At 69.7% G+C, this 19,351-nt stretch carries 21 protein-coding genes; 12 read left to right on the forward strand and 9 right to left on the reverse strand.

What is annotated here, in order from left to right; genetic code table 11:
- Together ACFU99_RS02245 and ACFU99_RS02250 are read right to left on the reverse strand one after the other, a co-directional pair.
- The coding region (locus ACFU99_RS02245; RefSeq protein WP_384384516.1) for a lipase family protein at nt 1–1,060 on the reverse strand (1,060 nt) is incomplete at its 3' end.
- A 254-nt stretch (nt 1,061–1,314) separates the two neighbouring features.
- The gene (locus ACFU99_RS02250) at nt 1,315–1,518 is read right to left on the reverse strand and encodes a cold-shock protein (protein WP_007265804.1); all 204 of its coding nucleotides are present in this window, start codon (nt 1,516–1,518) and stop codon (nt 1,315–1,317) included.
- A 282-nt stretch (nt 1,519–1,800) separates the two neighbouring features.
- Here ACFU99_RS02250 and ACFU99_RS02255 point away from each other — a divergent pair, with 282 nt between their 5' ends.
- Nucleotides 1,801–2,682, forward strand: coding sequence for a menaquinone biosynthetic enzyme MqnA/MqnD family protein (locus ACFU99_RS02255; protein ID WP_384384519.1), 882 nt, complete (start codon nt 1,801–1,803; stop codon nt 2,680–2,682).
- Between the two features lie 37 nt (nt 2,683–2,719).
- On the opposite strand, the gene ACFU99_RS02260 is transcribed toward ACFU99_RS02255, so the two are convergent.
- The gene (locus tag ACFU99_RS02260) at nt 2,720–3,727 is read right to left on the reverse strand and encodes an alpha/beta hydrolase (RefSeq protein ID WP_384384588.1); all 1,008 of its coding nucleotides are present in this window, start codon (nt 3,725–3,727) and stop codon (nt 2,720–2,722) included.
- Nucleotides 3,728–4,155: 428 nt separating this feature from the next.
- On the opposite strand from ACFU99_RS02260, the gene mqnC reads away from it, so the two are divergent.
- The 4 genes from mqnC to ACFU99_RS02280 all read left to right on the forward strand — a co-directional run bounded on the left by mqnC (nt 4,156) and on the right by ACFU99_RS02280 (nt 8,366).
- Nucleotides 4,156–5,352, forward strand: a complete 1,197-nt coding sequence (mqnC, locus tag ACFU99_RS02265; RefSeq protein ID WP_384384522.1) for a cyclic dehypoxanthinyl futalosine synthase — start codon at nt 4,156–4,158, stop codon at nt 5,350–5,352.
- A gap of 227 nt (nt 5,353–5,579) precedes the next feature.
- A complete protein-coding gene (locus tag ACFU99_RS02270; RefSeq protein WP_384384525.1) occupies nt 5,580–6,161 on the forward strand; it encodes a hypothetical protein in 582 nt (193 codons plus the stop codon).
- A gap of 65 nt (nt 6,162–6,226) precedes the next feature.
- Nucleotides 6,227–6,925: a demethylmenaquinone methyltransferase gene (locus ACFU99_RS02275; protein WP_384384528.1), complete on the forward strand. Its 699-nt coding sequence runs from the start codon at nt 6,227–6,229 to the stop codon at nt 6,923–6,925.
- A gap of 157 nt (nt 6,926–7,082) precedes the next feature.
- Entirely contained in the window at nt 7,083–8,366 is a 1,284-nt protein-coding gene (locus ACFU99_RS02280) for a geranylgeranyl reductase family protein (RefSeq protein WP_384384530.1), read from the forward strand.
- A 156-nt stretch (nt 8,367–8,522) separates the two neighbouring features.
- On the opposite strand, the gene ACFU99_RS02285 is transcribed toward ACFU99_RS02280, so the two are convergent.
- Together ACFU99_RS02285 and ACFU99_RS02290 are read right to left on the reverse strand one after the other, a co-directional pair.
- On the reverse strand, nt 8,523–8,765 hold the full coding sequence (locus ACFU99_RS02285; RefSeq protein WP_384384532.1) for a hypothetical protein: 243 nt from the start codon (nt 8,763–8,765) through the stop codon (nt 8,523–8,525).
- 37 nt (nt 8,766–8,802) lie between these two features.
- Complete coding sequence (locus tag ACFU99_RS02290) at nt 8,803–9,276, reverse strand: Lrp/AsnC family transcriptional regulator (RefSeq protein ID WP_384384535.1); 474 nt, start codon at nt 9,274–9,276, stop codon at nt 8,803–8,805.
- A gap of 81 nt (nt 9,277–9,357) precedes the next feature.
- On the opposite strand from ACFU99_RS02290, the gene ACFU99_RS02295 reads away from it, so the two are divergent.
- Both ACFU99_RS02295 and ACFU99_RS02300 read left to right on the forward strand, forming a co-directional pair.
- Nucleotides 9,358–10,398 carry an EamA family transporter gene (locus ACFU99_RS02295; RefSeq protein WP_384384538.1) on the forward strand — a complete coding sequence of 347 codons (1,041 nt, stop codon included), beginning with the start codon at nt 9,358–9,360 and terminating at the stop codon, nt 10,396–10,398.
- A complete protein-coding gene (locus tag ACFU99_RS02300) occupies nt 10,395–11,123 on the forward strand; it encodes a maleylpyruvate isomerase family mycothiol-dependent enzyme (RefSeq protein WP_384384540.1) in 729 nt (242 codons plus the stop codon). Before ACFU99_RS02295 ends, ACFU99_RS02300 begins: the two co-directional genes overlap by 4 nt.
- A 1,412-nt stretch (nt 11,124–12,535) precedes the next feature.
- On the opposite strand, the gene ACFU99_RS02305 is transcribed toward ACFU99_RS02300, so the two are convergent.
- Genes ACFU99_RS02305 through ACFU99_RS02315 form a run of 3 tightly spaced genes read right to left on the reverse strand, consistent with a single transcriptional unit; the run spans nt 12,536 to nt 13,801 of the window.
- Entirely contained in the window at nt 12,536–12,727 is a 192-nt protein-coding gene (locus ACFU99_RS02305) for a DUF397 domain-containing protein (RefSeq protein WP_384384543.1), read from the reverse strand.
- Nucleotides 12,728–12,780: 53 nt separating this feature from the next.
- Nucleotides 12,781–12,981: a DUF397 domain-containing protein gene (locus ACFU99_RS02310; protein ID WP_384384545.1), complete on the reverse strand. Its 201-nt coding sequence runs from the start codon at nt 12,979–12,981 to the stop codon at nt 12,781–12,783.
- A 10-nt stretch (nt 12,982–12,991) separates the two neighbouring features.
- Nucleotides 12,992–13,801, reverse strand: coding sequence for a helix-turn-helix domain-containing protein (locus ACFU99_RS02315; protein WP_384384547.1), 810 nt, complete (start codon nt 13,799–13,801; stop codon nt 12,992–12,994).
- Between the two features lie 285 nt (nt 13,802–14,086).
- On the opposite strand from ACFU99_RS02315, the gene ACFU99_RS02320 reads away from it, so the two are divergent.
- Complete coding sequence (locus ACFU99_RS02320; protein ID WP_384384550.1) at nt 14,087–14,557, forward strand: ATP-binding protein; 471 nt, start codon at nt 14,087–14,089, stop codon at nt 14,555–14,557.
- A gap of 118 nt (nt 14,558–14,675) precedes the next feature.
- On the opposite strand, the gene ACFU99_RS02325 is transcribed toward ACFU99_RS02320, so the two are convergent.
- On the reverse strand, nt 14,676–15,524 hold the full coding sequence (locus ACFU99_RS02325; protein WP_384384552.1) for a C40 family peptidase: 849 nt from the start codon (nt 15,522–15,524) through the stop codon (nt 14,676–14,678).
- Between the two features lie 770 nt (nt 15,525–16,294).
- On the opposite strand from ACFU99_RS02325, the gene ACFU99_RS02330 reads away from it, so the two are divergent.
- From ACFU99_RS02330 to ACFU99_RS02345, 4 genes are read left to right on the forward strand one after another with little or no spacing between them, the layout of a single operon-like run.
- Nucleotides 16,295–16,654 carry an NADH-quinone oxidoreductase subunit A gene (locus ACFU99_RS02330; protein ID WP_363132937.1) on the forward strand — a complete coding sequence of 120 codons (360 nt, stop codon included), beginning with the start codon at nt 16,295–16,297 and terminating at the stop codon, nt 16,652–16,654.
- 10 nt (nt 16,655–16,664) lie between these two features.
- On the forward strand, nt 16,665–17,219 hold the full coding sequence (locus tag ACFU99_RS02335; RefSeq protein ID WP_384384555.1) for a NuoB/complex I 20 kDa subunit family protein: 555 nt from the start codon (nt 16,665–16,667) through the stop codon (nt 17,217–17,219).
- Nucleotides 17,216–17,980 (forward strand): NADH-quinone oxidoreductase subunit C, encoded by a 765-nt coding sequence (locus tag ACFU99_RS02340; RefSeq protein ID WP_384384558.1) that lies wholly within the window; start codon nt 17,216–17,218, stop codon nt 17,978–17,980. The genes ACFU99_RS02335 and ACFU99_RS02340 overlap by 4 nt, the downstream gene beginning before the upstream one ends.
- Complete coding sequence (locus ACFU99_RS02345; protein WP_384384561.1) at nt 17,980–19,335, forward strand: NADH-quinone oxidoreductase subunit D; 1,356 nt, start codon at nt 17,980–17,982, stop codon at nt 19,333–19,335. Before ACFU99_RS02340 ends, ACFU99_RS02345 begins: the two co-directional genes overlap by 1 nt.
- Nucleotides 19,336–19,351: the final 16 nt, after the last annotated feature.

A 19,351-nucleotide genomic window follows, 5' to 3' on the forward strand; every position in this document is an offset into this window, starting at 1 on the left:
GGACCGGCCGCCAGGCGACCGCGGCCCGCCGCGCGCACCAGTCGGCGCGCAGCCGGTCCCCGACCGCGTACGGAATCAACTGGTCCGCCGTCCCGTGGTAGAGGTAAACGGGCCGGTCGGGGGCGCGGGTGCCCAGGTCGGAGGCGTGCAGGGCGCGTTGCCAGTCCGGTCGGCGCAGCGGGTCGCGCACCGTCACCTCGGACATCTCCTGGAAGAGGCCGGCGACGGTGTCGATGGCCACACAGTTGTGCTTCATGAAGTCCACATAGCGGCGGCCGCGTTCGTTGAGGTAGGCGCCGAGCCGCAGCTCCGGGAAGGCCGCGTTCTGGCCGATCGCGGACATCAGGACGAGGCCCGCGCCCGTACGGCCGTGATTGTGGGCGGCGACCCGGAGCAGATCGGCGGGGACGCCCCCGGCCGCGGTGCCCCTGACGTTCAGTTCGGGCGCGTAGCCGCGGTGCAGTTCGGCCGCCCAGCCGGCGGCCTGGCCGCCCTGCGAGTAGCCCATGATGCCGACGGGCGTGCGCCGGGTCAGGCCCGTGCCGGGGAGCCGCTCGGCGGCGCGCGCCGCGTCGAGCACGGCCCGGCCCTCGGCGGGGCCGACCGTATAGGTGTGGTCGCCGGGCGTTCCGAGGCCCTCGTAGTCGGTGACGACCACGGCCCAGCCGCGCAGTGTGAGCAGCTGGATGAGGTGGGCTTCCGCGGTCGTGCCGCGCGGGAACCCGGCCGAGGGCGCGCAGCCGTCGGCGAGGCCGACCGTTCCGACGGCGTAGGTGACCAGCGGGCGCGGGCCGCTGCGGCCGTCGGCGGGGATGATCACCGTGCCGGAGACGGTGTTGGGCGCGCCCTTGGCGGTGGTGGAGCGGTACTCGATGTGCCAGGCCCTGGTGGCGGTGGGCGCTCCGGGCAGCGGGCGGAAGGCGGTCGGCGCGGCCCCGACGAGATCGCCGGGCCGGCCCGCCGTACCCGTACGGTCGCCGCCGCCCTGGCCGGGGCCGTTCGGCCCGAGCGACAGGGTGAGGGCGGCGACGGCGCTGAGGGCTGCGGTACGCACGTGCATGCGGCTCCCATCTCCCGGTCCCGTCTTCCGACGGTGTCCGGGGTGCCGGGAGCGGACGGACCGGGAAGATCAACTGTGCCGAGGGCGGGGGCCGATGCGGCGGACGGCGCGCCGGGCAACCGTTGCGGGGGGGAGGGGGAGGGGGCGGAGGCATGAAAGGCAGGAGCCCCGCTCTCCGCCGAAGCGGAGGAGCGAGGCTCCTTGGGTGTTGCACGTCGACCGCGATCGGCCGACCCCTACCGGTCCGTGCGGACTTAGGCGGGGGTGACGTTCTCCGCCTGCGGGCCCTTCGGACCCTGCGTGACGTCGAAGTTCACCTGCTGGTTCTCTTCCAGGGAACGGAAGCCAGAGGCGTTGATCGCGGAGTAGTGAACGAAGACATCCGGGCCGCCGCCGTCCTGGGCGATGAAGCCGAAGCCCTTTTCAGCGTTGAACCACTTCACGGTTCCGGTAGCCATAAGCCCTCCTTGGGCCAAAGGGTTGCCCTGCTCCAGAACCTGCGAGAAGTCTGAAAACTACAAAAGCCTGCGGGGTCACATGCTCCGCAGGCTCTGTACTGCAAGGGAAACCAAACTGCAACTTGCGGTGAGCCTAGCACGCTCCGTGGGGGCTGGGAAAGAGTCGAAGATCACCTGTTGGCGGGGTTTTCAGCCGTACTTGGACGGAAAAGATCGCAGGTCGAGCGCGGATCGCCGGACCCCGCTCCGCTCGCGTGTACGAGCCGGGTCTAGCCTCCGGATGTGGACAATTCAGCCTCTGCCGCCGCCGCCCTCCCCGACCACCGTCGGAGCCGGCCGCGGGTCGGCCATATTCAGTTCCTCAACTGCCTCCCCCTTTACTGGGGCCTCGCCCGCACGGGCACGCTGCTCGACCTGGAGCTCACCAAGGACACCCCGGAGAAGCTCAGCGAGCAGCTGGTCAGCGGGGAACTCGACATCGGTCCCATCACCCTCGTCGAGTTCCTGAAGAACGCCGACGACCTCGTCGCGCTGCCCGACATCGCCGTCGGCTGCGACGGCCCGGTGATGTCCTGCGTGATCGCCTCGCAGGTGCCGCTGGACCAGCTGGACCGCGGCCGGGTCGCGCTCGGCTCGACCTCGCGGACGTCCGTACGCCTGGCCCAGCTGCTGCTCGCGGAGCAGTACAAGGTCGAGCCCGACTACTACACCTGCCCGCCGGACCTCGGGCAGATGATGCAGGAGGCGGACGCCGCCGTACTGATCGGGGACGCCGCGCTGCGGGCCAAGATGCATTACGGGCCCAAGCTCGGCCTGGACGTCCACGACCTCGGGCAGATGTGGAAGGACTGGACGGGGCTGCCGTTCGTCTTCGCCGTGTGGGCCGTGCGCCGCGACTATCTGGAGCGCGAGCCGCGGATCGTGCGCAAGGTGCACGAGGCGTTCCTCGCCTCCCGCGACGTGTCCCTGGAGGAGGTCGGGAAGGTCGCCGAGCAGGCGGCGCGCTGGGAGACGTTCGACGCGCCGCTGCTGGAGCGCTACTTCACGACGCTGGACTTCCGCTTCGGGGCGGAGCAGCTGGCGGGCGTCGCCGAGTTCGCGCGGCGTACGGGCCCGACTACCGGGTTCCCGGCCGACGTGAAGGTGAACCTGCTGGAGGCCTGACCCGGGAGGCCCGGCCCCAGGGAAGGCCCGGCACCGGTCAGGAGGCCGGTGTCGGGCCCTCCATATGCTCACTGATCCATTGGAGGCTTCCGTTGGCCATGCCCTGCACATAGGTCTTGCCGTTGTGCTCGCCGCCCTGGATCACCTGAAGGTGTGTTTTGACCGGCCCCTTATTGCCGTACTGCTGGATGAACTTCTTCACCTTCGGCATCACGGTGTGTTCCTTGGTGCCGACCTGGAAGGCCAGATAGACGTCCGGGTGCTTGGCGGCGATCAGCTTCTCGGCCAGCTTCTCCGGGTTGTTGGCCGCCTTCTCGGCCTCGTGGCCCGCCCACAGGGGGGAGTCCGGCACGATGTCCGGGCCGGAGGCGATGACCGCCTTGAACTTGTTCGGGTCCTTCAGCACGGCCTTCAGCCCCGAGAACCCGCCCGAGGACGAGCCCATGAAGGCCCAGCCGTCGCGCGATTTCAGCGTGCGGAAGTTCGCCTTCATCAGATCGGGGACGTCCTCGGTCAGCCAGGTGCCCATTTTGGGCTGGCCGGGTATGTCGCTGCCGTCGTAGTAGTTCTTCGCGTCCGGGTTCAGCACCGGCATGGCGAGCACGAAGGGCAGGCTCTTGCCCTCCAGCGACTCCTTGGCGATGGTCGACTGGAGTTTGAGGTCGGTGCCCATCCAGTAGTTGGTCGGGTATCCGTTGCCGCCGGGCAGCGCGATCATCACGGGGAAGCCGCTCTTCGCGTACTTCGCCTCCTTGTACTGCTTCGGCGCCCAGACCCACACCTTGCCGGTGAAGCCCGACTTCTTGCCGTGCAGCGTCACGACGCCGATGGTGGTGCCGTCGTCGAGGTGGCTCTGCACCCGGAAGTCGGCCTTCGGCCCGGTCGGAAAGGAGACCTTGGAGTCCTTTTTCTGCTTGCCGCTGTCTCCGCCCGCCTGACCGTCCTGGCCCGGCTCCGGCTGCCCGAAGCTGACCGGATCGCCCTGGTCCGAGAAGACTCCGAGGTAGTCCATGACCGGCCACGCGATCCCGCCGAGCACCAGCACGGCCACGATCCCCAGGATCCATGCCTTGGCCCTGGAGGCCCGGCGGTGGCCCTGGGAACGGTAAGTCCCCCTGGATGAATGACTCATTCGCGGCGCTCCGGATGATCCTGCTGCCCCGAGGGACATGACGGGTTGTTCCGGCCTGTTTGATGGGGGAATCCGGGGGGTGGGTTCCCCTTCGCCCGGTGAATTGAGTCATAAGCCGATCAGCTGATTCTCAACGTGAGGCAATGCGGGCCCGCCGACCGAGCCGAGGGGCGCCGAGGGGCGCCGAGGGGCATGGACGGCCGCCCCGACGGGGCCTCGCGGCTGCGGCGCCGTACCCGTCGCCGTGCCCGTACGGCCCGACGAGCGGCCCCCACGGGTTCTGTCGGACCCCTGGCGTAGGCTGGATCAGTCTTGTCAACCCCCTCCGAAGGGACGTCCCGGTGACCGAGAACGCCGACCTCTCGTCCGTCCTCGACCGCGCCGCGACCGGCGGCCGGATCACCCCGGAGGAGGCGCTCGACCTGTACCGGTCGGCGCCGCTGCACGCGCTCGGCGCGGCGGCCGACGCCGCGCGCCGCAAGCGGTACGCGGGCACCGAGCACATCGCCACGTACATCATCGAGCGCAACATCAACTACACGAACTCGTGCGTCACCGCGTGCAAGTTCTGCGCCTTCTACGCGCCGCCGAAGAGCGACAAGGTCTGGACCCGCGACCTCGACGACATCCTGCGCCGCTGCGAGGAGACGGTCCGGCTCGGCGGCACGCAGATCATGTTCCAGGGCGGCCACCACCCGGACTACGGCGTCGAGTACTACGAAGAGCACTTCGCCGCCATCAAGAAGGCGTACCCCGAACTCGTCATCCACTCCCTCGGCGCCTCCGAGATCGAGCACATGGCCCGGATCTCCGGCGTCACCGCCGAGGAGGCCATCAGCCGTATCCACGCCGCCGGCCTCGACTCCTTCGCGGGCGCGGGCGCGGAGCTGCTCCCGGCCCGGCCGCGTACCGCCATCGCGCCGCTCAAGGAGTCCGGCGAGCGCTGGCTGGAGATCATGGAGATCGCGCACGGGCTGGGCGTCGAGTCGACGTCCACGATGCTGATGGGCACCGGCGAGACCAACGCCGAGCGCATCGAGCACCTGCGGATGATTCGCGACGTGCAGGACCGTACGGGCGGCTTCCGCGCCTTCATCCCGTACACCTACCAGCCCGAGAACAACCACCTGAAGGGCCAGACGCAGGCCACCCTCTTCGAGTACCTGCGCATGATCGCCATCGCGCGGCTCTTCCTCGACAACGTCGCCCACATCCAGGGCTCCTGGCTGACCACGGGCAAGGAGGTCGGCCAGCTCTCCCTGCACTACGGCGCGGACGACCTCGGCTCGATCATGCTGGAGGAGAACGTGGTCTCCTCCGCCGGCGCGAAGCACCGCTCGAACCGGATGGAGATCATCGACCTCATCCGCAAGGCCGGCCGCGTACCGGCGCAGCGCGCCACGACGTACGAGCACCTGGTCGTCCACGACGACCCGGCGAACGACCCGGTCGACGACAAGGTCGTCTCGCACCTGTCGTCCACGGCGATCGAGGGCGGCACGGCCCACCCCGAGCTGAAGCTCGTCGAGACCAGCTGACCTGCGGTCGGCTCAAGGGCCGGCGGGGCGTTCCGGGCCGACCGCGCGTGCGGGCCGCCGGGCCGGGCCGCTGCGCGGGGCCGACGCAGGAGTTCGTACACGGGGAGCGCGACGGACGGCCGTGGGCGGACGGGTGGCCCGCGCGTGCTGACGGTGGTCCGTACGCCGCAGGCCGGCAGGCGATTGGCGATGGGCGGGGCCCGGGATGTAGAGGCGGCGGTGGTTGGGTGTTGACGATCCATCGGGTGCGCCTGGTGCGGGTCGGCGAGGGCGGCGGGTCCGGGCCCGGGCCCGGACCCGGGCCGGTCGCCGAGGCGGACGCCGTCCTCGTGTCCGGGGACCGCGTCGCGGACCTCGGTCCGTACGAGCGGCTGCGCGCCGAGCACGGTGAGCGCGCCCGTGTGCGGGAGTGGGACGGCGTGCTGGCCCCCGGCCGGTACGAGCCGGACGCGGCGGCCGTCCTGGAGGCCGCCTACCACCCCGACCCGCGCGAGGCCGGCGAGCTCGGCACGGAGCCGGTCACCGGATCGGCGCTCGCGGCGCTCGCCATGACCGACGTCCGCTGGGGCGGCAGCGCCCGGCGCGGGCTCCAGCGGCTGCTGGCGGCGGGTACGACCGCGCTGACCGGCCCGTTCGAGCGTCCCCCGGTCCGTACGGCCGTCGACCGCTCCGGCCTCCGGGTGCTGCCCGCGGCGCCCGGGCCCGGCAGGCTGTCGGTGGGCGGCCCGGCCGACTTCGCGGTCTTCGCGGAGGACGGGAGCGCGCTGGCCACGGTCCTGGGCGGCCGGCTGGTCCACCGCCGCCGTTGAGCGCAGGTCTGTGAAACGCACCCCCCGTGCGCCCGGCGAGGGCACTGGCGGGGAAGAATGGCGGTGTGACCCGAGCATCCCTGGAGAAGCAGCCGCACGAAGTCGCCGCGATGTTCGACGGCGTGGCGGAGAAGTACGACCTGACCAACGACGTGCTGTCGCTGGGTCAGGCCCGGCTCTGGCGCAAGGCGGTGGCGCAGGCGGTCGGCGCGCGGCCGGGGGAGAAGGTGCTGGACCTGGCGGCGGGCACGGGCACGTCGTCGCTGCCGTTCGCGGCCACCGGCGCGTACGTCGTCCCGTGCGACTTCTCGATCGGCATGCTGCGCGAGGGCAAGAAGCGCCACCCGCACCTGCCGCTCACGGCCGGGGACGCGACGCGGCTGCCCTTCGCGGACGGCGTGTTCGACGCCGTCACGATCTCCTTCGGACTGCGCAACGTGCAGGAGACCGACGCCGCGCTGCGCGAGCTGCTGCGGGTGACGAAGCCCGGCGGCCGGGTCGTGATCTGCGAGTTCAGCCACCCCACGTGGGCGCCGTTCCGGACGGTCTACACGGAGTACCTGATGCGCGCGCTGCCGCCGGTCGCGACGGCGGTCAGCAGCAACCCGGACGCGTACGTCTACCTCGCCGAGTCGATCCGCGACTGGCCCGACCAGCCGGCGCTGGCGGCGCGGATGCAGGGGGCGGGCTGGTCGAAGGTGGCGTGGCGGAATCTGACGGGCGGCATCGTGGCGCTGCACCGGGGGAGGAAGACCGGGGGCTGAGCCGTCGGGACCGGCCCGTACCGCTGTGACCGGGGGACGGCCGTACGAGGCCGACCCTTATCGTGTGCCGGATTGCGCCCCCATAGACTGCTCTTGTCCAGTGCGTGACCCGTCCGTCGTCCGGCACGCATGTTCCGAGTCTTGGGGAGACCCCGCCGTGACAGAGTCCCCTGCCGAGCGCAGCGCAGACGTGATCGTGGTCGGGGCCGGCCCGGCCGGTTCCGCCACCGCCTACCACCTGGCCAAGTCGGGCCTGGACGTACTCCTGCTGGAGAAGACGGCGTTCCCGCGCGAGAAGGTCTGCGGCGACGGTCTCACCCCGCGCGCCACCAAGCAGCTCGTGTCCATGGGGATCGACATCTCCGAGGAGGCCGGCTGGCTGCGCAACAAGGGCCTGCGCATCATCGCCGGCGGCCACCGCCTCCAGCTCGACTGGCCGGACCTCGCCGCGTACCCGAACTACGGCCTGGTCCGCAAGCGCGACGACTTCGACGAGCAGCTGGCGCGCCAGGCGGAGAAGGCGGGGGCGCGGCTGTACGAGCGCTGCAACGTGGGCGCTCCGGTCATCGACGACCGCACCGGCCGGATCACGGGCGTGCACGCCAAGCTCGGCGAGGAGAAGACCCCGGTCACCTTCCACGCCCCGCTGGTGGTCGCGGCGGACGGCAACTCCACGCGGCTGTCGCTGGCCATGGGCCTGCACCGGCGCGACGACCGCCCGATGGGCGTGGCCGTCCGCACGTACTTCACCTCGCCCCGCCACGACGACGACTACCTGGAGTCCTGGCTGGAACTGTGGGACCGGCGCGGCCCGCAGGACCGGCTGCTGCCCGGCTACGGCTGGGTGTTCGGCATGGGCGACGGCACGAGCAACGTCGGCCTCGGCATCCTCAACAGCAGCTCGGCCTTCAAGGAGCTGGACTGGCGCGAGGTCCTCAAGGCGTGGTGCGCCTCGATGCCGGCGGACTGGGGCTACACCCCCGAGAACATGACGGGCCCGATCCGCGGCGCCGCCCTCCCGATGGCCTTCAACCGCCAGCCGCACTACACCCGCGGCCTGCTGCTGGTCGGCGACGCGGGCGGCCTGGTGAACCCCTTCAACGGCGAGGGCATCGCCTACGCCATGGAGTCCGGCCAGATCGCCGCCGACGTCATCGTCCAGGCCCACGCCCGCGCCACGTACGCGCAGCGCGAACTCGCCCTGCTGAACTACCCGAAGGTCCTCAAGGAGACCTACGGCGGCTACTACACCCTCGGCCGCGCCTTCGTGAAGCTCATCGGCAACCCCAAGATCATGAAGCTGGCCACGGAGCGGGGGCTCACGCACCCGGTGCTGATGCGGTTCACCCTCAAGATGCTGGCGAACCTGACGGACCCGACGGGCGGCGACGCCATGGACCGCATCATCAACGGGCTGAGCAAGGTGGCGCCGAGGTCGTAACCGGCCTCCGCGAACCCGGCGCGGACCGCCGGCCCTTTGAGGGGACCGGCGCTCAGACGTTGATGATTTTCACCGACGGCGCGCCGGGGAGTTCCGTCAAGGCCCGATACGTTCAGCAGTTGTGCCGCGACGTCCATCACCGCGTCACGCGCTTGCTCACCACTCCTGTTCCGCCTGCCGCCGCGCTTCGGCGGAAGCGGGACCGAACGCCTTGCGGTCGGCGGTCACGACCTCACGGAGCTTCCGAGCGGCGAGCCACTCCTCCAGTGCTTCGGCCACGGCAGAGGAGAAGCCGCTCTTGCCGGTGCGCTCCTCGACTTCCTTGATCAACGATTGCGCCAATGACACGGACCTCTTACCCGCCCGTTCGGTGGTCGGGTGGTCTGCGTGGGTGCTCATGTACAAAAAATAATCCGGCGCCTGCGTCGGCTGGGCGTCACCGAGCGGGCGTGGTGTCCGTGCTCAGCGGTCGTTCGAAGACGGTGCGCAGCACGATGGTCGTGCTCGTGCCGTGTACGGGCGGGATGGCGCGGATGCGGTCGAGCGCGTCGGCGAGCGCGTCCGTACTGGCCACTCGCACCTTCAGCCAGTAGCAGTCCTCTCCCGCCACCTCGTGCACTTCGAGCACGCAAGCCTCTTGTTCGAGCCGCTCGTTGACCACCGCCCTGGCGGCTGCGCCGGGGTCGAAGCGGAGCGAGACGAACGCCGCCGTCCCCGCGTCCACGCTCGCGGGGTCGAGGTTCGCGTGGTAGCCGGTGATCACCCCGTCGCGCTCCAGCCGCTGGAGACGGTCCCGTACCGAGGGCTCGGACAGCCCGACGGCCCGCGCGAGCGCCCGTACGGTCTGCCGGCCGTCGGCCGTCACCGTCCGCAGGATCGTCCGGTCGACGTCGTCCAGCTGTCGCGTCATAGCGAGTACTTGCCCTTCCCGGTCGATCACCCTAACCTCTGGGAAGCATCCTACCTGATTCACCTTTCTAAATGAGGCAAGATGCCGATCGAGCCTAAACAGACATTCACGCGTCGCCTGCCGCTCCCCTGGCTGGCGCTGATCACCGTATGGATCTTCTGGGGATCCACGTACCTCGGCATCCAACTGGCGGTCGACACGATCCCGCCGCTGCTCATGGCCGGCGTCCGGTTCCTCACGGCCGGCACGGTGATGTTCGCGATCATCGGACCGCGCCACGCCCGTGGAGCCCGGCGCCCGACCCTGCGGCACCTGCGCTCCGCGCTGATCATCGCCACCCTGCTGCTCGTCGGCGGCAACGGCCTGCTCAGCGTCGGTGAGACGAGCGTCGACTCCGGGGCGGCCGCCCTCATCGTGGCGACCGTGCCGGTCTGGATGGTCGTGATCAACGCGGCGGTGACGAGGACGCGCATCACCGCCACGATGATGTCGGCGCTCGCCCTCGGAACGGTCGGGGTCGGCGTGCTCGTGGGCGGGCCCGGCGCCCGCGTCGACGTCGGCGGCGCGGTCGTCGTGCTGATCGGGTCGCTCTGCTGGGCGACCGGTTCGGTCTACGCCCGCCGCGCCCCGCTGCCCTCGCACCCCCTCGTCGTGACATCGCTGGAGATGATCGCCGGAGGGCTGCTGCTGCTCATCGCCGCCGCCGTGACGGGCGAATTCGGCCGCTTCGACCCCGCGGCGGTCACCGGCGACTCGATCGCCGGGCTCCTGTGGCTGATCGTCGGCGGCTCCATGATCGCCTTCACGGCGTACGGCTACGCCAACACCACCCTGCCCAACGACACGATGGCCACCTACGCCTACGTCAACCCGGTGGTCGCGGTCGTCCTCGGCGCCCTGTTCGGGCAGGAGGCGCTCCGCCCGAACGTGCTGCTCGGCGGGGCCGTCATCGTCAGCGCGGTGGTGCTCATCGTCGGCGGCAAAGCCGTGGCACGGCACATCGGCCGCCGGTCGCCGCTCCGGCACGCCCCACCCCGACCGGCCGCCGCCCCCTCGCCACCGGAAGCCGCGCCCCGACCGGCCGCCTCCGAACACCCACTCCCGAAAGGCCCGCCCCGATGAACCTGCTGGACACCGCACGCCATGTCGAGGCGAGCCGGGCCATGGGCGCGCGAGCATGGCGCATGGCCGAGAACCGGCTCGACGCCGCCGTGCCCGCCTGCCCGGAATGGCGGGTCCGCGACGTCGTCCACCATCTGGGCAACGTCGCCTCCTACGTCCACGCCTGCGTCGGGCACGGCGCCGGCCAACCCGAGTTCACCGATGCCAAGCTGCCTCCCGATGACCGGGTCATCCAGTGGGCCGCCGGGGAGTGGGACAGGGTTCTGGACCGCCTGGCCGCAGCCGACCCCCGCGCCGCCGCGTGGAACTGGTCCACCCAGCCGCACGTCGTCTCGTTCTGGCCCCGGTGCCTCACCCATGAGGTGTTCGTCCACGGCTGGGACATCGCGGACGCCGCGGGGGAGCCGCTGACGATCCCCGCGGACATCGCCGCCGACGGCGTGGACGAGATCCTCGCGGTCCACCTGGCCGCCGGGGTCCGTGACGGCAGGACCTTCGACCGCACCGGCCGGATCGAAGTGCACAGCACCGATACGGACCACCGCTGGCTGGTGGAACTCACCGCGACGACCGTACGTACCAGGGCGGCGGCGCCGGGCGAACCGAACGACACCGGGATCTCGGCCACCGCCGAGGATCTGTACCTCGACCTGTGGGGCCGGACACCGCTGAACTTGGACCCGCACCAACGGCACTGGGCCGGTCAGCTCGCCGTCGGCGCGTAGATGATGGCCTGACCGGCCCCGCTCTCTCCCTTGGCGGGCCTCCTCGGTGGCCCCCGGAGAGCACCCGGCCGGCGGCAGGGCAGGTGGGAAGCTCCCAGACGGGCTCGTCGGGGGCCGAGCCAGACGCGTTGGGCTTCGCGCGTGATCGCTGGTGCTGTGACCAGTCGAAGAGGAGACCGGCCGGCGCCTGCGCCGGGTACGGCGCCTGCTCGGGGTCGCCACGTGGACCGGTGACGACGGTGGCGGCCCACGGCGGGAGGCCGACTACCTCGTCGAGGTCGACGACGACCTGGACCACCCGGCCCTGGAGTGGTCCAAGCACACTGCCTACGGCTGGTTCGGGCCCGACGACCTTCCGCGCCTCAAGGCGAACCGAGGCACCGGGATGGGGTGGGGGTGGGTTGGTCGGGTGAGGGTGGGTGCTGCGGCTGATGTTGGGTGGGGCGGTATTCGGCTCGGCCGGGTGCTGCTTTCGTCTCGGACCCTCCGGGTCCAGAGCGCCGGCAGCGGGAGGGAGGGGGCGGGGCGGCTGTTGTTGCGCTGCCTGACGGGTGGGTGCGTGGCTGGGGTTCAGGCTGGCTGCGCTGCGCTGCGCTGCGCTGCTGGCTGCTGCCGCGATGAGGTGGCTGCCCGATGGCTCGGGTGCGGGTGCGTTTCGGGCCTGCGGCCCACGGCAGGCGAAGTGAAGGGGCGCGCTGCGCTGCGCCTGGGGGCGGCTGGCCGTCCGGGTGCGGTTTCCGCCCGTACGAGGAGGGCCCACGGCTGGGGAAACTCCACTCTGACGACCGCTGCGCCTGGTATGTCCGACACGCCAGGTTCACCCTTCAACAGGGTGCAGTTGCGGCCCACTTCCGCATCCCATAAGGCGCATTTGTCGGGCGGCAACCACACCCTACCTACCGGTAGCCAGCCGCGAAGCGCAGCGGAGCCTCCAGCAGCCACCACCACCGCCCCACCCGTCGCTACAGGCGCTGTGGACCCGCAGGGTCCGAGACGCGCCCGCGCCCGAGCGACCGGCAACGGCCACTCCGCGGCAGCTGCCAGCGGCGCAGCGCAGCGGAGCCAGCCTGAACTCCAGCTACGAGCCGGGCCGCAGACAGTGCACCGACAGCCGCCCCGCCCCCTCCCCTCCGCTGCTGGCGCTCTGGACCCGGAGGGTCCGAGACGAAACCCGCACCCGCCCACGCCGAATACCGCCCCACCCACCAGCCGCCCGCGACACCAGCCCACCCCCCGGCGGCAGACAGCGAACCTGCGATGGCCCGGTGGTGGCGGTGCAGTGCCGATATGACGGTGCCGTCGGCGATGTTGAAGGCGGCGAACAGGCTGGCGATGCCGTGCCCCAGGTATCAGATAGTCGTGGGTGCGGCGTTCGGGCACGTACTGACCATCAGGGCTTCTGGCGCATCACACTAGATCGGGTGGGTGAGCCTGTTCGCCTTGACGCCGAGGACGAGTCCGCGCAGTTTCGCGGGGGTTGTGGTGATGCTCGTGTCGGGTTGTGCGCTCTCGCGAATCTGGACCGCTTCGCCGTTTCGGCGTATGCCCACGCACGAGTTGCCTGCCTGGCAGTAGGAAGACTCCTGCCACCTATTCTCTGACATCTCTCGCCTCCCGCAGTCGCACTGCGATTCGGTGGATGAAATCGAGGAAGTAGTCAGGTCAGGCGGTCGAAACCGTCCGCCTTGACCCTGTGCATGAGGGCACGCAGCCGTTCGGGGGTCGTCGAGAGGACGGTGCCCGGGACGTCGCTCTCGCGCATCTTTATCAGGCCGTCGTGGTCGGCCAATTCGACGCAGCTCTGATTTTCGTCGGGCCCGGAGAAAGAGGACTTCTGCCATATAGGAGAGTTGGGCATGCCGATTGGCTCACAGTTCCTGTGCGATGTGGTGAATGAATTTTCTGGACTCGTCCGCGCCGAGTGCGATTCCCTCGACCGAGTCGAGAAGCGTGCGGTATTTCGCCAGTTGCGCTTCTGCGTCAAGGAAACCGCCGTTGAAGGCGCCGTCGATCTGGACGGTGTCCAGGGCAGGAACCGATGCGCCGGCGTAGAGCACGGAGTTGGTCGAACTCGTGACCTGGGCGTCGAACGGGATGACGCGGATGGTCACGGTCGGCCACTGAGCAGCAGCGAGCAGGAAATCCAGCTGCGCACGCATGACGTCCGGCGTGCAGTACCTCATGCGGAGTGCGGCTTCGTGGATGAGGGCATCGAGTTTCGGTGGCTGTGGACGGTCGAAGATCGCACGTCGTCTCAAGCGATGTTCCACTCGCGTGTTGACCTCTGTGGTCGGCAATTCGGAAATGCCGCTCTGGATCAACTGGCGAGCGTACGACTCCGTCTGGAGAATTCCGGGTACGTACAGCATCTGGATCACACGCATATGCGTTGCGTGGTGCTCCAGTTCGGCCACGTCCAAGAACCCCGGTGACAGTATGCCCCGGTACTCCTCCCACCAGCCTTTGCCGCGTTCCTCCGCCATGCCGGCCAGCGCGTCGACAAGATGCTTGTCCGTCGCGGAGTAATGGGCGGCGAGCCTGCGTACGCGTTCGGCGCTGACGCCGTATCGCCCCGATTCCAGGTGGCTGACCTGCGCGCGCTCCCCGCCCAGGAACGCGCCCACTTGGCTTCCGGACAGTCCGGCGCGTTCGCGCATCTTGCGCAGCTCAGCGCCCAAGCGCTTCTGTCGGGCCGTCGGATAGCTCCTCGGCGGCATCGCACCCCCTCTGTGGTGACTCTGAGTCTGCCGCCCAACTGTGTCACCGGTCCACCCGCCAGGACGCGACACTCGTCCCACTGTTGATACGTCCCACTGTTGTGCCCTACTCTTCGGCGCAGCACCGCGCGGCACGCCAGGAACAGCCGAAGTGCGGCCACTCGCATGCCCGCTGAGGGTGACCGGGGGCCAGGCCACGGACGGGCGTAGCAGCGCGGGAGCACCGACTCCACCGGGAGATGCGTCATGAGCAACGCAGGACTCGCCGTACCCCCGCAACGCCAGTCGTTCCGCGTCAGCGCGCCGAACGACGCCATAGCTCCGAAGATCGCTCGCGAGCAGGTGGCGCTGCTGCTGGCCCTGACCCGTCATGCGGACGTCGCCGACGTGGCCAAACTGCTCGTGAGCGAGATCGTCACGAACGTCCATGTGCACACGCCGACCCCCGTCGTGCACGTGGACGTGACCGTAGGGCCGGGCCGCGTGTACGTAGCCGTATGGGATGACGCCCCTCGCGCCCGGCTTGACGCGCATGGCCCACGCGAAGCACGCGACGCACGTGCCCCACGCGACACGCGTGAAGACGACGAACGCGGGCGCGGCTTGCTGCTGGTGCAGGAGATGGCCACCAGATGGGGCGTCACGTGGCCCGTCGAGCCGGAGCGTGCGCACAAACGGGTGTGGTTCACCTTGGATGACCGCCAAGAGGCGACATAGGCAACATAAGCAACATAAGTGACACAAGCGGCAGCGCCCCGGCCCCGTACCACGCGAAAGCCGCCGCTCCCGAGCGGGGAAGCGGCGGCCTTCGGCTGTTCGTAGGGGAGGACCGGCGTCACATGACGCGGACGGCGCCCGTCGGCTGGTCGTAGCTGAGGGAGCGCTCGACGATGCCCGTGCTGGGGTTCTGGGCGCCGATGAACTTGCCGCCGCCGATGTAGACGCCCACGTGGTACGCGCTGCCCGCGCTGCCCCAGTAGAGGAGGTCGCCGGGCTGGAGGTTGTCCAGGGAGACGGCGGTGCCGGCCGTCGACTGGTCCTGGGAGACGCGCGGCAGGTCGATGCCGATCTGGCGGTACGCGGCCTGGGTGAGGCCGGAGCAGTCGTACGAGGAGGAGCCGGTCGCCCCCATCACGTACGGCTTGCCGATCTGCGCCTGGAGGAACGAGATCAGCGTCGCGGCGCTGCCCGTGGCGTGGGAGGTCGACGGGGCGGAGGAGGAAGAGGACGCAGAGGCCGAGGCCGTCGAGAGCTGCGTGCGCTCGGCGGACCGGGAGGCGCGGGCGGCCTCGTCGGCGGCCTTGGCCTCCTTCTCGGCCTTGGCCTTCTTGGCCGCGGCGGCCTTCTTCTCGGCCTCGGCCTTGCGGTCGGCCTCGTCCTTGACCTTCTTGGCCTGGACCTTGGCCTGGTGCGCGGCCGCGTCCTGCTCGGCCCGGACCTGGTAGTCGTGGGCCGTCTGCTGGGTGGCGTCCGCGCTCTGCGAGATGGAGGCGGCGAGGGTCGCGTCGACCGTCGGCATCTCCAGAGTGGACTCCGCGGGCTTCTCGGCGGCGCTCGCCGGGGCGGCCGCGCCGGTCACCGCGAGGGTGCTGAGAACGCCGCCGGCAACTCCCGTGCGCAGCGCCCACGAAGAGGCGGTGCGGCGGGGCTTCCGGCGGCTGGGTATGTGAGCGACAGGGGACATGGCACTAACGGCTATCAAGGGCCGAGGCCCGAGATCAACAAAAGTGGCATGCGCCACACCTGCCGTGTACACGCCGAGAATTCGGACTTGTTGATCTTCGGGTCAGCCGAACCGGGGGTGTCCGATTTGCGCGATCATGCGGATACGCATGGCATTTGACGCCCGATGAGGCCCCCGGGGTCGCCTATCACTTCCGTGGCTCCTGAGTCGAGGGTGCCCGGAAAAAGTGATCCTTGAACGTGCAACCGCGTGGGATAGGTCACGCCCGCCGTGACCGAAATCGACCCCGCGGAGCAGAGATGCGGACGGGCTTGTGAAGCGAGGGCGCTTCGGCGGGCAGTCCGTCCGGAGGGGGCGTTCCTCCTCCGGGTGGTCGCGCACTAGCAGTTGACTCCGTCCAGCGCCAATTTGCTTGCATCGGCCACTGCTTGATAGAGCAACCACCCCTCCCACCAGCGACGAAGCCCCCGAATGTCACCTCTCGTGATCACTCTGCCGCTTCGCGTGTGAAGATCACCGCTCATCCGACTTCATGATCCTTCGTCAGGTGGTGGAGATCACAAAGGCGTTGTCGCACCCCGTGTCGCAGATCACAGACCGGCGGGCATAAGATGCAGGCGACTCGGGCTTGTGAACTGCCTCACATACGCGCGATCTTCCTGGAGGTCGCGCGGAACTCGCACGGGATGCGTGGGGGAAATTCGCGGGGTGGTCCACACGCCCGGTCCCGTCTGCCAGCAGTCATCGTCGACTGGAAGGAGCGAGGAGCGGTGAACGCTTACGCGCCCATCCTCGTACTGGGAGCCCTCGGGGCAGGCTTCGCGATCTTCTCCGTGGTCATGGCCTCGATCATCGGCCCCAAGCGGTACAACCGCGCCAAGCTTGAGGCATACGAGTGCGGCATCGAGCCGACCCCGCAGCCGGCCGGCGGCGGGCGCTTTCCCATCAAGTACTACCTCACGGCGATGCTCTTCATCGTCTTCGATATCGAGATCGTCTTCCTCTACCCCTGGGCGGTCACCTTCGACTCCCTGGGGCTGTTCGGGCTCGTCGAGATGCTCCTCTTCGTGCTGACCGTCTTCGTCGCCTACGCCTATGTATGGCGTCGTGGCGGCCTGGAATGGGACTAGGGGCCAACCAATGGGACTTGAAGAGAAGCTGCCGAGCGGATTTCTGCTCACCACCGTCGAGCAGGCCGCGGGCTGGGTCCGTAAATCGTCCGTCTTCCCGGCCACCTTCGGCCTCGCCTGCTGCGCCATCGAGATGATGACGACCGGCGCGGGCCGCTACGACCTCGCCCGCTTCGGGATGGAGGTCTTCCGCGGCTCGCCCCGGCAGGCGGACCTGATGATCGTGGCGGGCCGGGTCAGCCAGAAGATGGCCCCGGTGCTGCGGCAGGTCTACGACCAGATGCCGAACCCGAAGTGGGTCATCTCCATGGGCGTCTGCGCGTCCTCGGGCGGGATGTTCAACAACTACGCGATCGTGCAGGGTGTTGACCATATTGTCCCGGTTGATATCTATCTGCCCGGATGTCCGCCGCGGCCCGAGATGCTCCTCGACGCGATCCTCAAGCTGCATCACAAGATCCAGAACGAGAAGCTCGGGGTCAATCGCGAGGAAGCGGCCCGCGAGGCGGAGCAGGCGGCGCTCGGCGCCCTCCCGCTGATCGAGATGAAGGGGCTGCTGCGATGAGCGACGCCCAGGCGGACGGGGTCAACCCCGACCGGGACATCGACGCCGCCAACCTCCCCGGCCAACGCGGCGACCAGGGCGAGGCGATCGCCACCCGCCGCGGCATGTTCGGCGCCGCGGGCGGCTCCGACACCTCCGGCTACGGCGGCCTCGTACGGACCGTACGGCTGCCCGGCGCGTCCTCGCGCCCGTACGGGGGGCCACGCGGCGGAGGCGCATATGGAGACTTCGACGAGGTCGCGGACGAGCTCGAAGGGGCCCTCGACGAGCAGGGGCTGGTCCCGGAGAACGTCATCGAGAAGACCGTCGTCGACCGCGGCGAGCTGACCTTCCACATCGAGCGGGAGTACCTGCCGCGCGTCGCCCGCACCCTCCGCGACGACCCGGCGCTCCGCTTCGAGCTGTGCACCGGCGTCAGCGGCGTGCACTTCCAGGAGGACAAGGGCCGCGAGCTGCACGCGGTCTACCACCTGCGCTCGATCACCCACAACCGGCTGATCCGGCTGGAGGTCTCCGCGCCCGACAGCGACCCCCGCGTGCCCTCCCTCGTGGACGTCTATCCGACCAACGACTGGCACGAGCGCGAGACGTACGACTTCTTCGGCCTGATCTTCGACGGCCACCCGGCGCTCACCCGAATCATGATGCCGGACGACTGGCAGGGCTTCCCGCAGCGCAAGGACTACCCGCTCGGCGGCATCCCCGTCGAGTACAAGGGCGCCCAGATCCCGGCTCCGGACCAGCGGAGGTCGTACACCTGATGAGCACGTCGAATGCGAGCGCCTCCCACGAGAGCGCCTCCCACACGAGCGCCGCGCGCGAGACCACCGAAGGCACCGTCTACACCGTCACCGGCGGCGACTGGGACGAGATCGCCGAGGCCGCCAAGCGGGCCGACGACGAGCGGATCATCGTCAATATGGGCCCCCAGCACCCGTCCACCCACGGCGTGCTGCGGCTGATCCTGGAGATCGACGGCGAGACGGTCACCGAGGCCCGCTGCGGCATCGGCTATCTGCACACCGGCATCGAGAAGAACCTCGAATTCCGTACGTGGACCCAGGGCACCACGTTCGTGACGCGCATGGACTACCTGACGCCGTTCTTCAACGAGACGGCGTACTGCCTGGGCGTCGAGAAGCTGCTCGGCATCGAGGAGCAGATCCCGGACCGCGCCTCCGTGATCCGCGTGATGCTGATGGAGCTGAACCGCATCTCCTCGCACCTGGTGGCCATCGCCACCGGCGGCATGGAGCTCGGCGCCACCACGATCATGATCTACGGGTTCCGCGACCGCGAGCTGGTCCTGGACCTGTACGAGCTGATCACCGGGCTCCGGATGAACCACGCGTACGTACGCCCCGGCGGCCTCGCCCAGGACCTGCCGCCCGGCGCCGTCGACCAGGTCCGCGCGTACGTGAAGAAGATGCGCAAGAACCTGCCCGAGTACGACAAGCTCGCCACCGGCAACCCGATCTTCAAGGGCCGGATGCAGGACGTCGGCTATCTGGACCTGGCCGGCTGCATGGCGCTCGGCGCGACCGGCCCCGTGCTGCGCTCCGCCGGACTCCCGCACGACCTGCGCAAGGCCCAGCCCTACTGCGGCTACGAGAACTACGACTTCGACATCCCCACCGCCGAGACCTGCGACAGCTACGGCCGCTTCCTGATCCGGCTGGAGGAGATGCGGCAGTCGCTGCGCATCGTCGAGCAGTGCCTGGACCGGCTGGAGCCCGGCCCGGTCATGGTCGCCGACAAGAAGATCGCCTGGCCCGCGCAGCTCGCGCTCGGCCCGGACGGACTCGGCAACTCCCTCGATCACATCAAGAAGATCATGGGCACCTCGATGGAGGCCCTGATCCACCACTTCAAGCTGGTGACCGAGGGGTTCCGGGTACCGCCCGGCCAGACGTACGCGGCCGTGGAGTCGCCCAAGGGCGAACTCGGCGTGCATGTCGTCAGCGACGGGGGCACCCGCCCCTACCGGGTCCACTTCCGCGACCCGTCCTTCACCAACCTCCAGGCCATGGCGGCGATGTGCGAGGGCGGCCAGGTCGCCGACGTCATCGTCGCCGTCGCGTCCATCGACCCCGTGATGGGAGGCGTCGACCGGTGAGCGACGTCCAGCTGGG

The organism is Streptomyces sp. NPDC057654, assembly GCF_042800135.1.
Taxonomy (GTDB): domain Bacteria; phylum Actinomycetota; class Actinomycetes; order Streptomycetales; family Streptomycetaceae; genus Streptomyces.

Excerpts from the sequence above, each read along its gene's own strand:
- ACFU99_RS02250 (WP_007265804.1), bottom strand. The coding sequence starts at position 1,518 with ATGGCTACCGGAACCGTGAAGTGGTTCAACGCTGAAAAGGGCTTCGGC.
- ACFU99_RS02285 (WP_384384532.1), bottom strand. The coding sequence starts at position 8,765 with ATGAGCACCCACGCAGACCACCCGACCACCGAACGGGCGGGTAAGAGG.
- ACFU99_RS02290 (WP_384384535.1), bottom strand. The coding sequence starts at position 9,276 with ATGACGCGACAGCTGGACGACGTCGACCGGACGATCCTGCGGACGGTG.
- ACFU99_RS02295 (WP_384384538.1), top strand. The coding sequence starts at position 9,358 with ATGCCGATCGAGCCTAAACAGACATTCACGCGTCGCCTGCCGCTCCCC.
- ACFU99_RS02300 (WP_384384540.1), top strand. The coding sequence starts at position 10,395 with ATGAACCTGCTGGACACCGCACGCCATGTCGAGGCGAGCCGGGCCATG.
- ACFU99_RS02305 (WP_384384543.1), bottom strand. The coding sequence starts at position 12,727 with ATGTCAGAGAATAGGTGGCAGGAGTCTTCCTACTGCCAGGCAGGCAAC.
- ACFU99_RS02310 (WP_384384545.1), bottom strand. The coding sequence starts at position 12,981 with ATGCCCAACTCTCCTATATGGCAGAAGTCCTCTTTCTCCGGGCCCGAC.
- ACFU99_RS02320 (WP_384384550.1), top strand. The coding sequence starts at position 14,087 with ATGAGCAACGCAGGACTCGCCGTACCCCCGCAACGCCAGTCGTTCCGC.
- ACFU99_RS02325 (WP_384384552.1), bottom strand. The coding sequence starts at position 15,524 with ATGTCCCCTGTCGCTCACATACCCAGCCGCCGGAAGCCCCGCCGCACC.
- ACFU99_RS02335 (WP_384384555.1), top strand. The coding sequence starts at position 16,665 with ATGGGACTTGAAGAGAAGCTGCCGAGCGGATTTCTGCTCACCACCGTC.
- ACFU99_RS02340 (WP_384384558.1), top strand. The coding sequence starts at position 17,216 with ATGAGCGACGCCCAGGCGGACGGGGTCAACCCCGACCGGGACATCGAC.
- ACFU99_RS02345 (WP_384384561.1), top strand. The coding sequence starts at position 17,980 with ATGAGCACGTCGAATGCGAGCGCCTCCCACGAGAGCGCCTCCCACACG.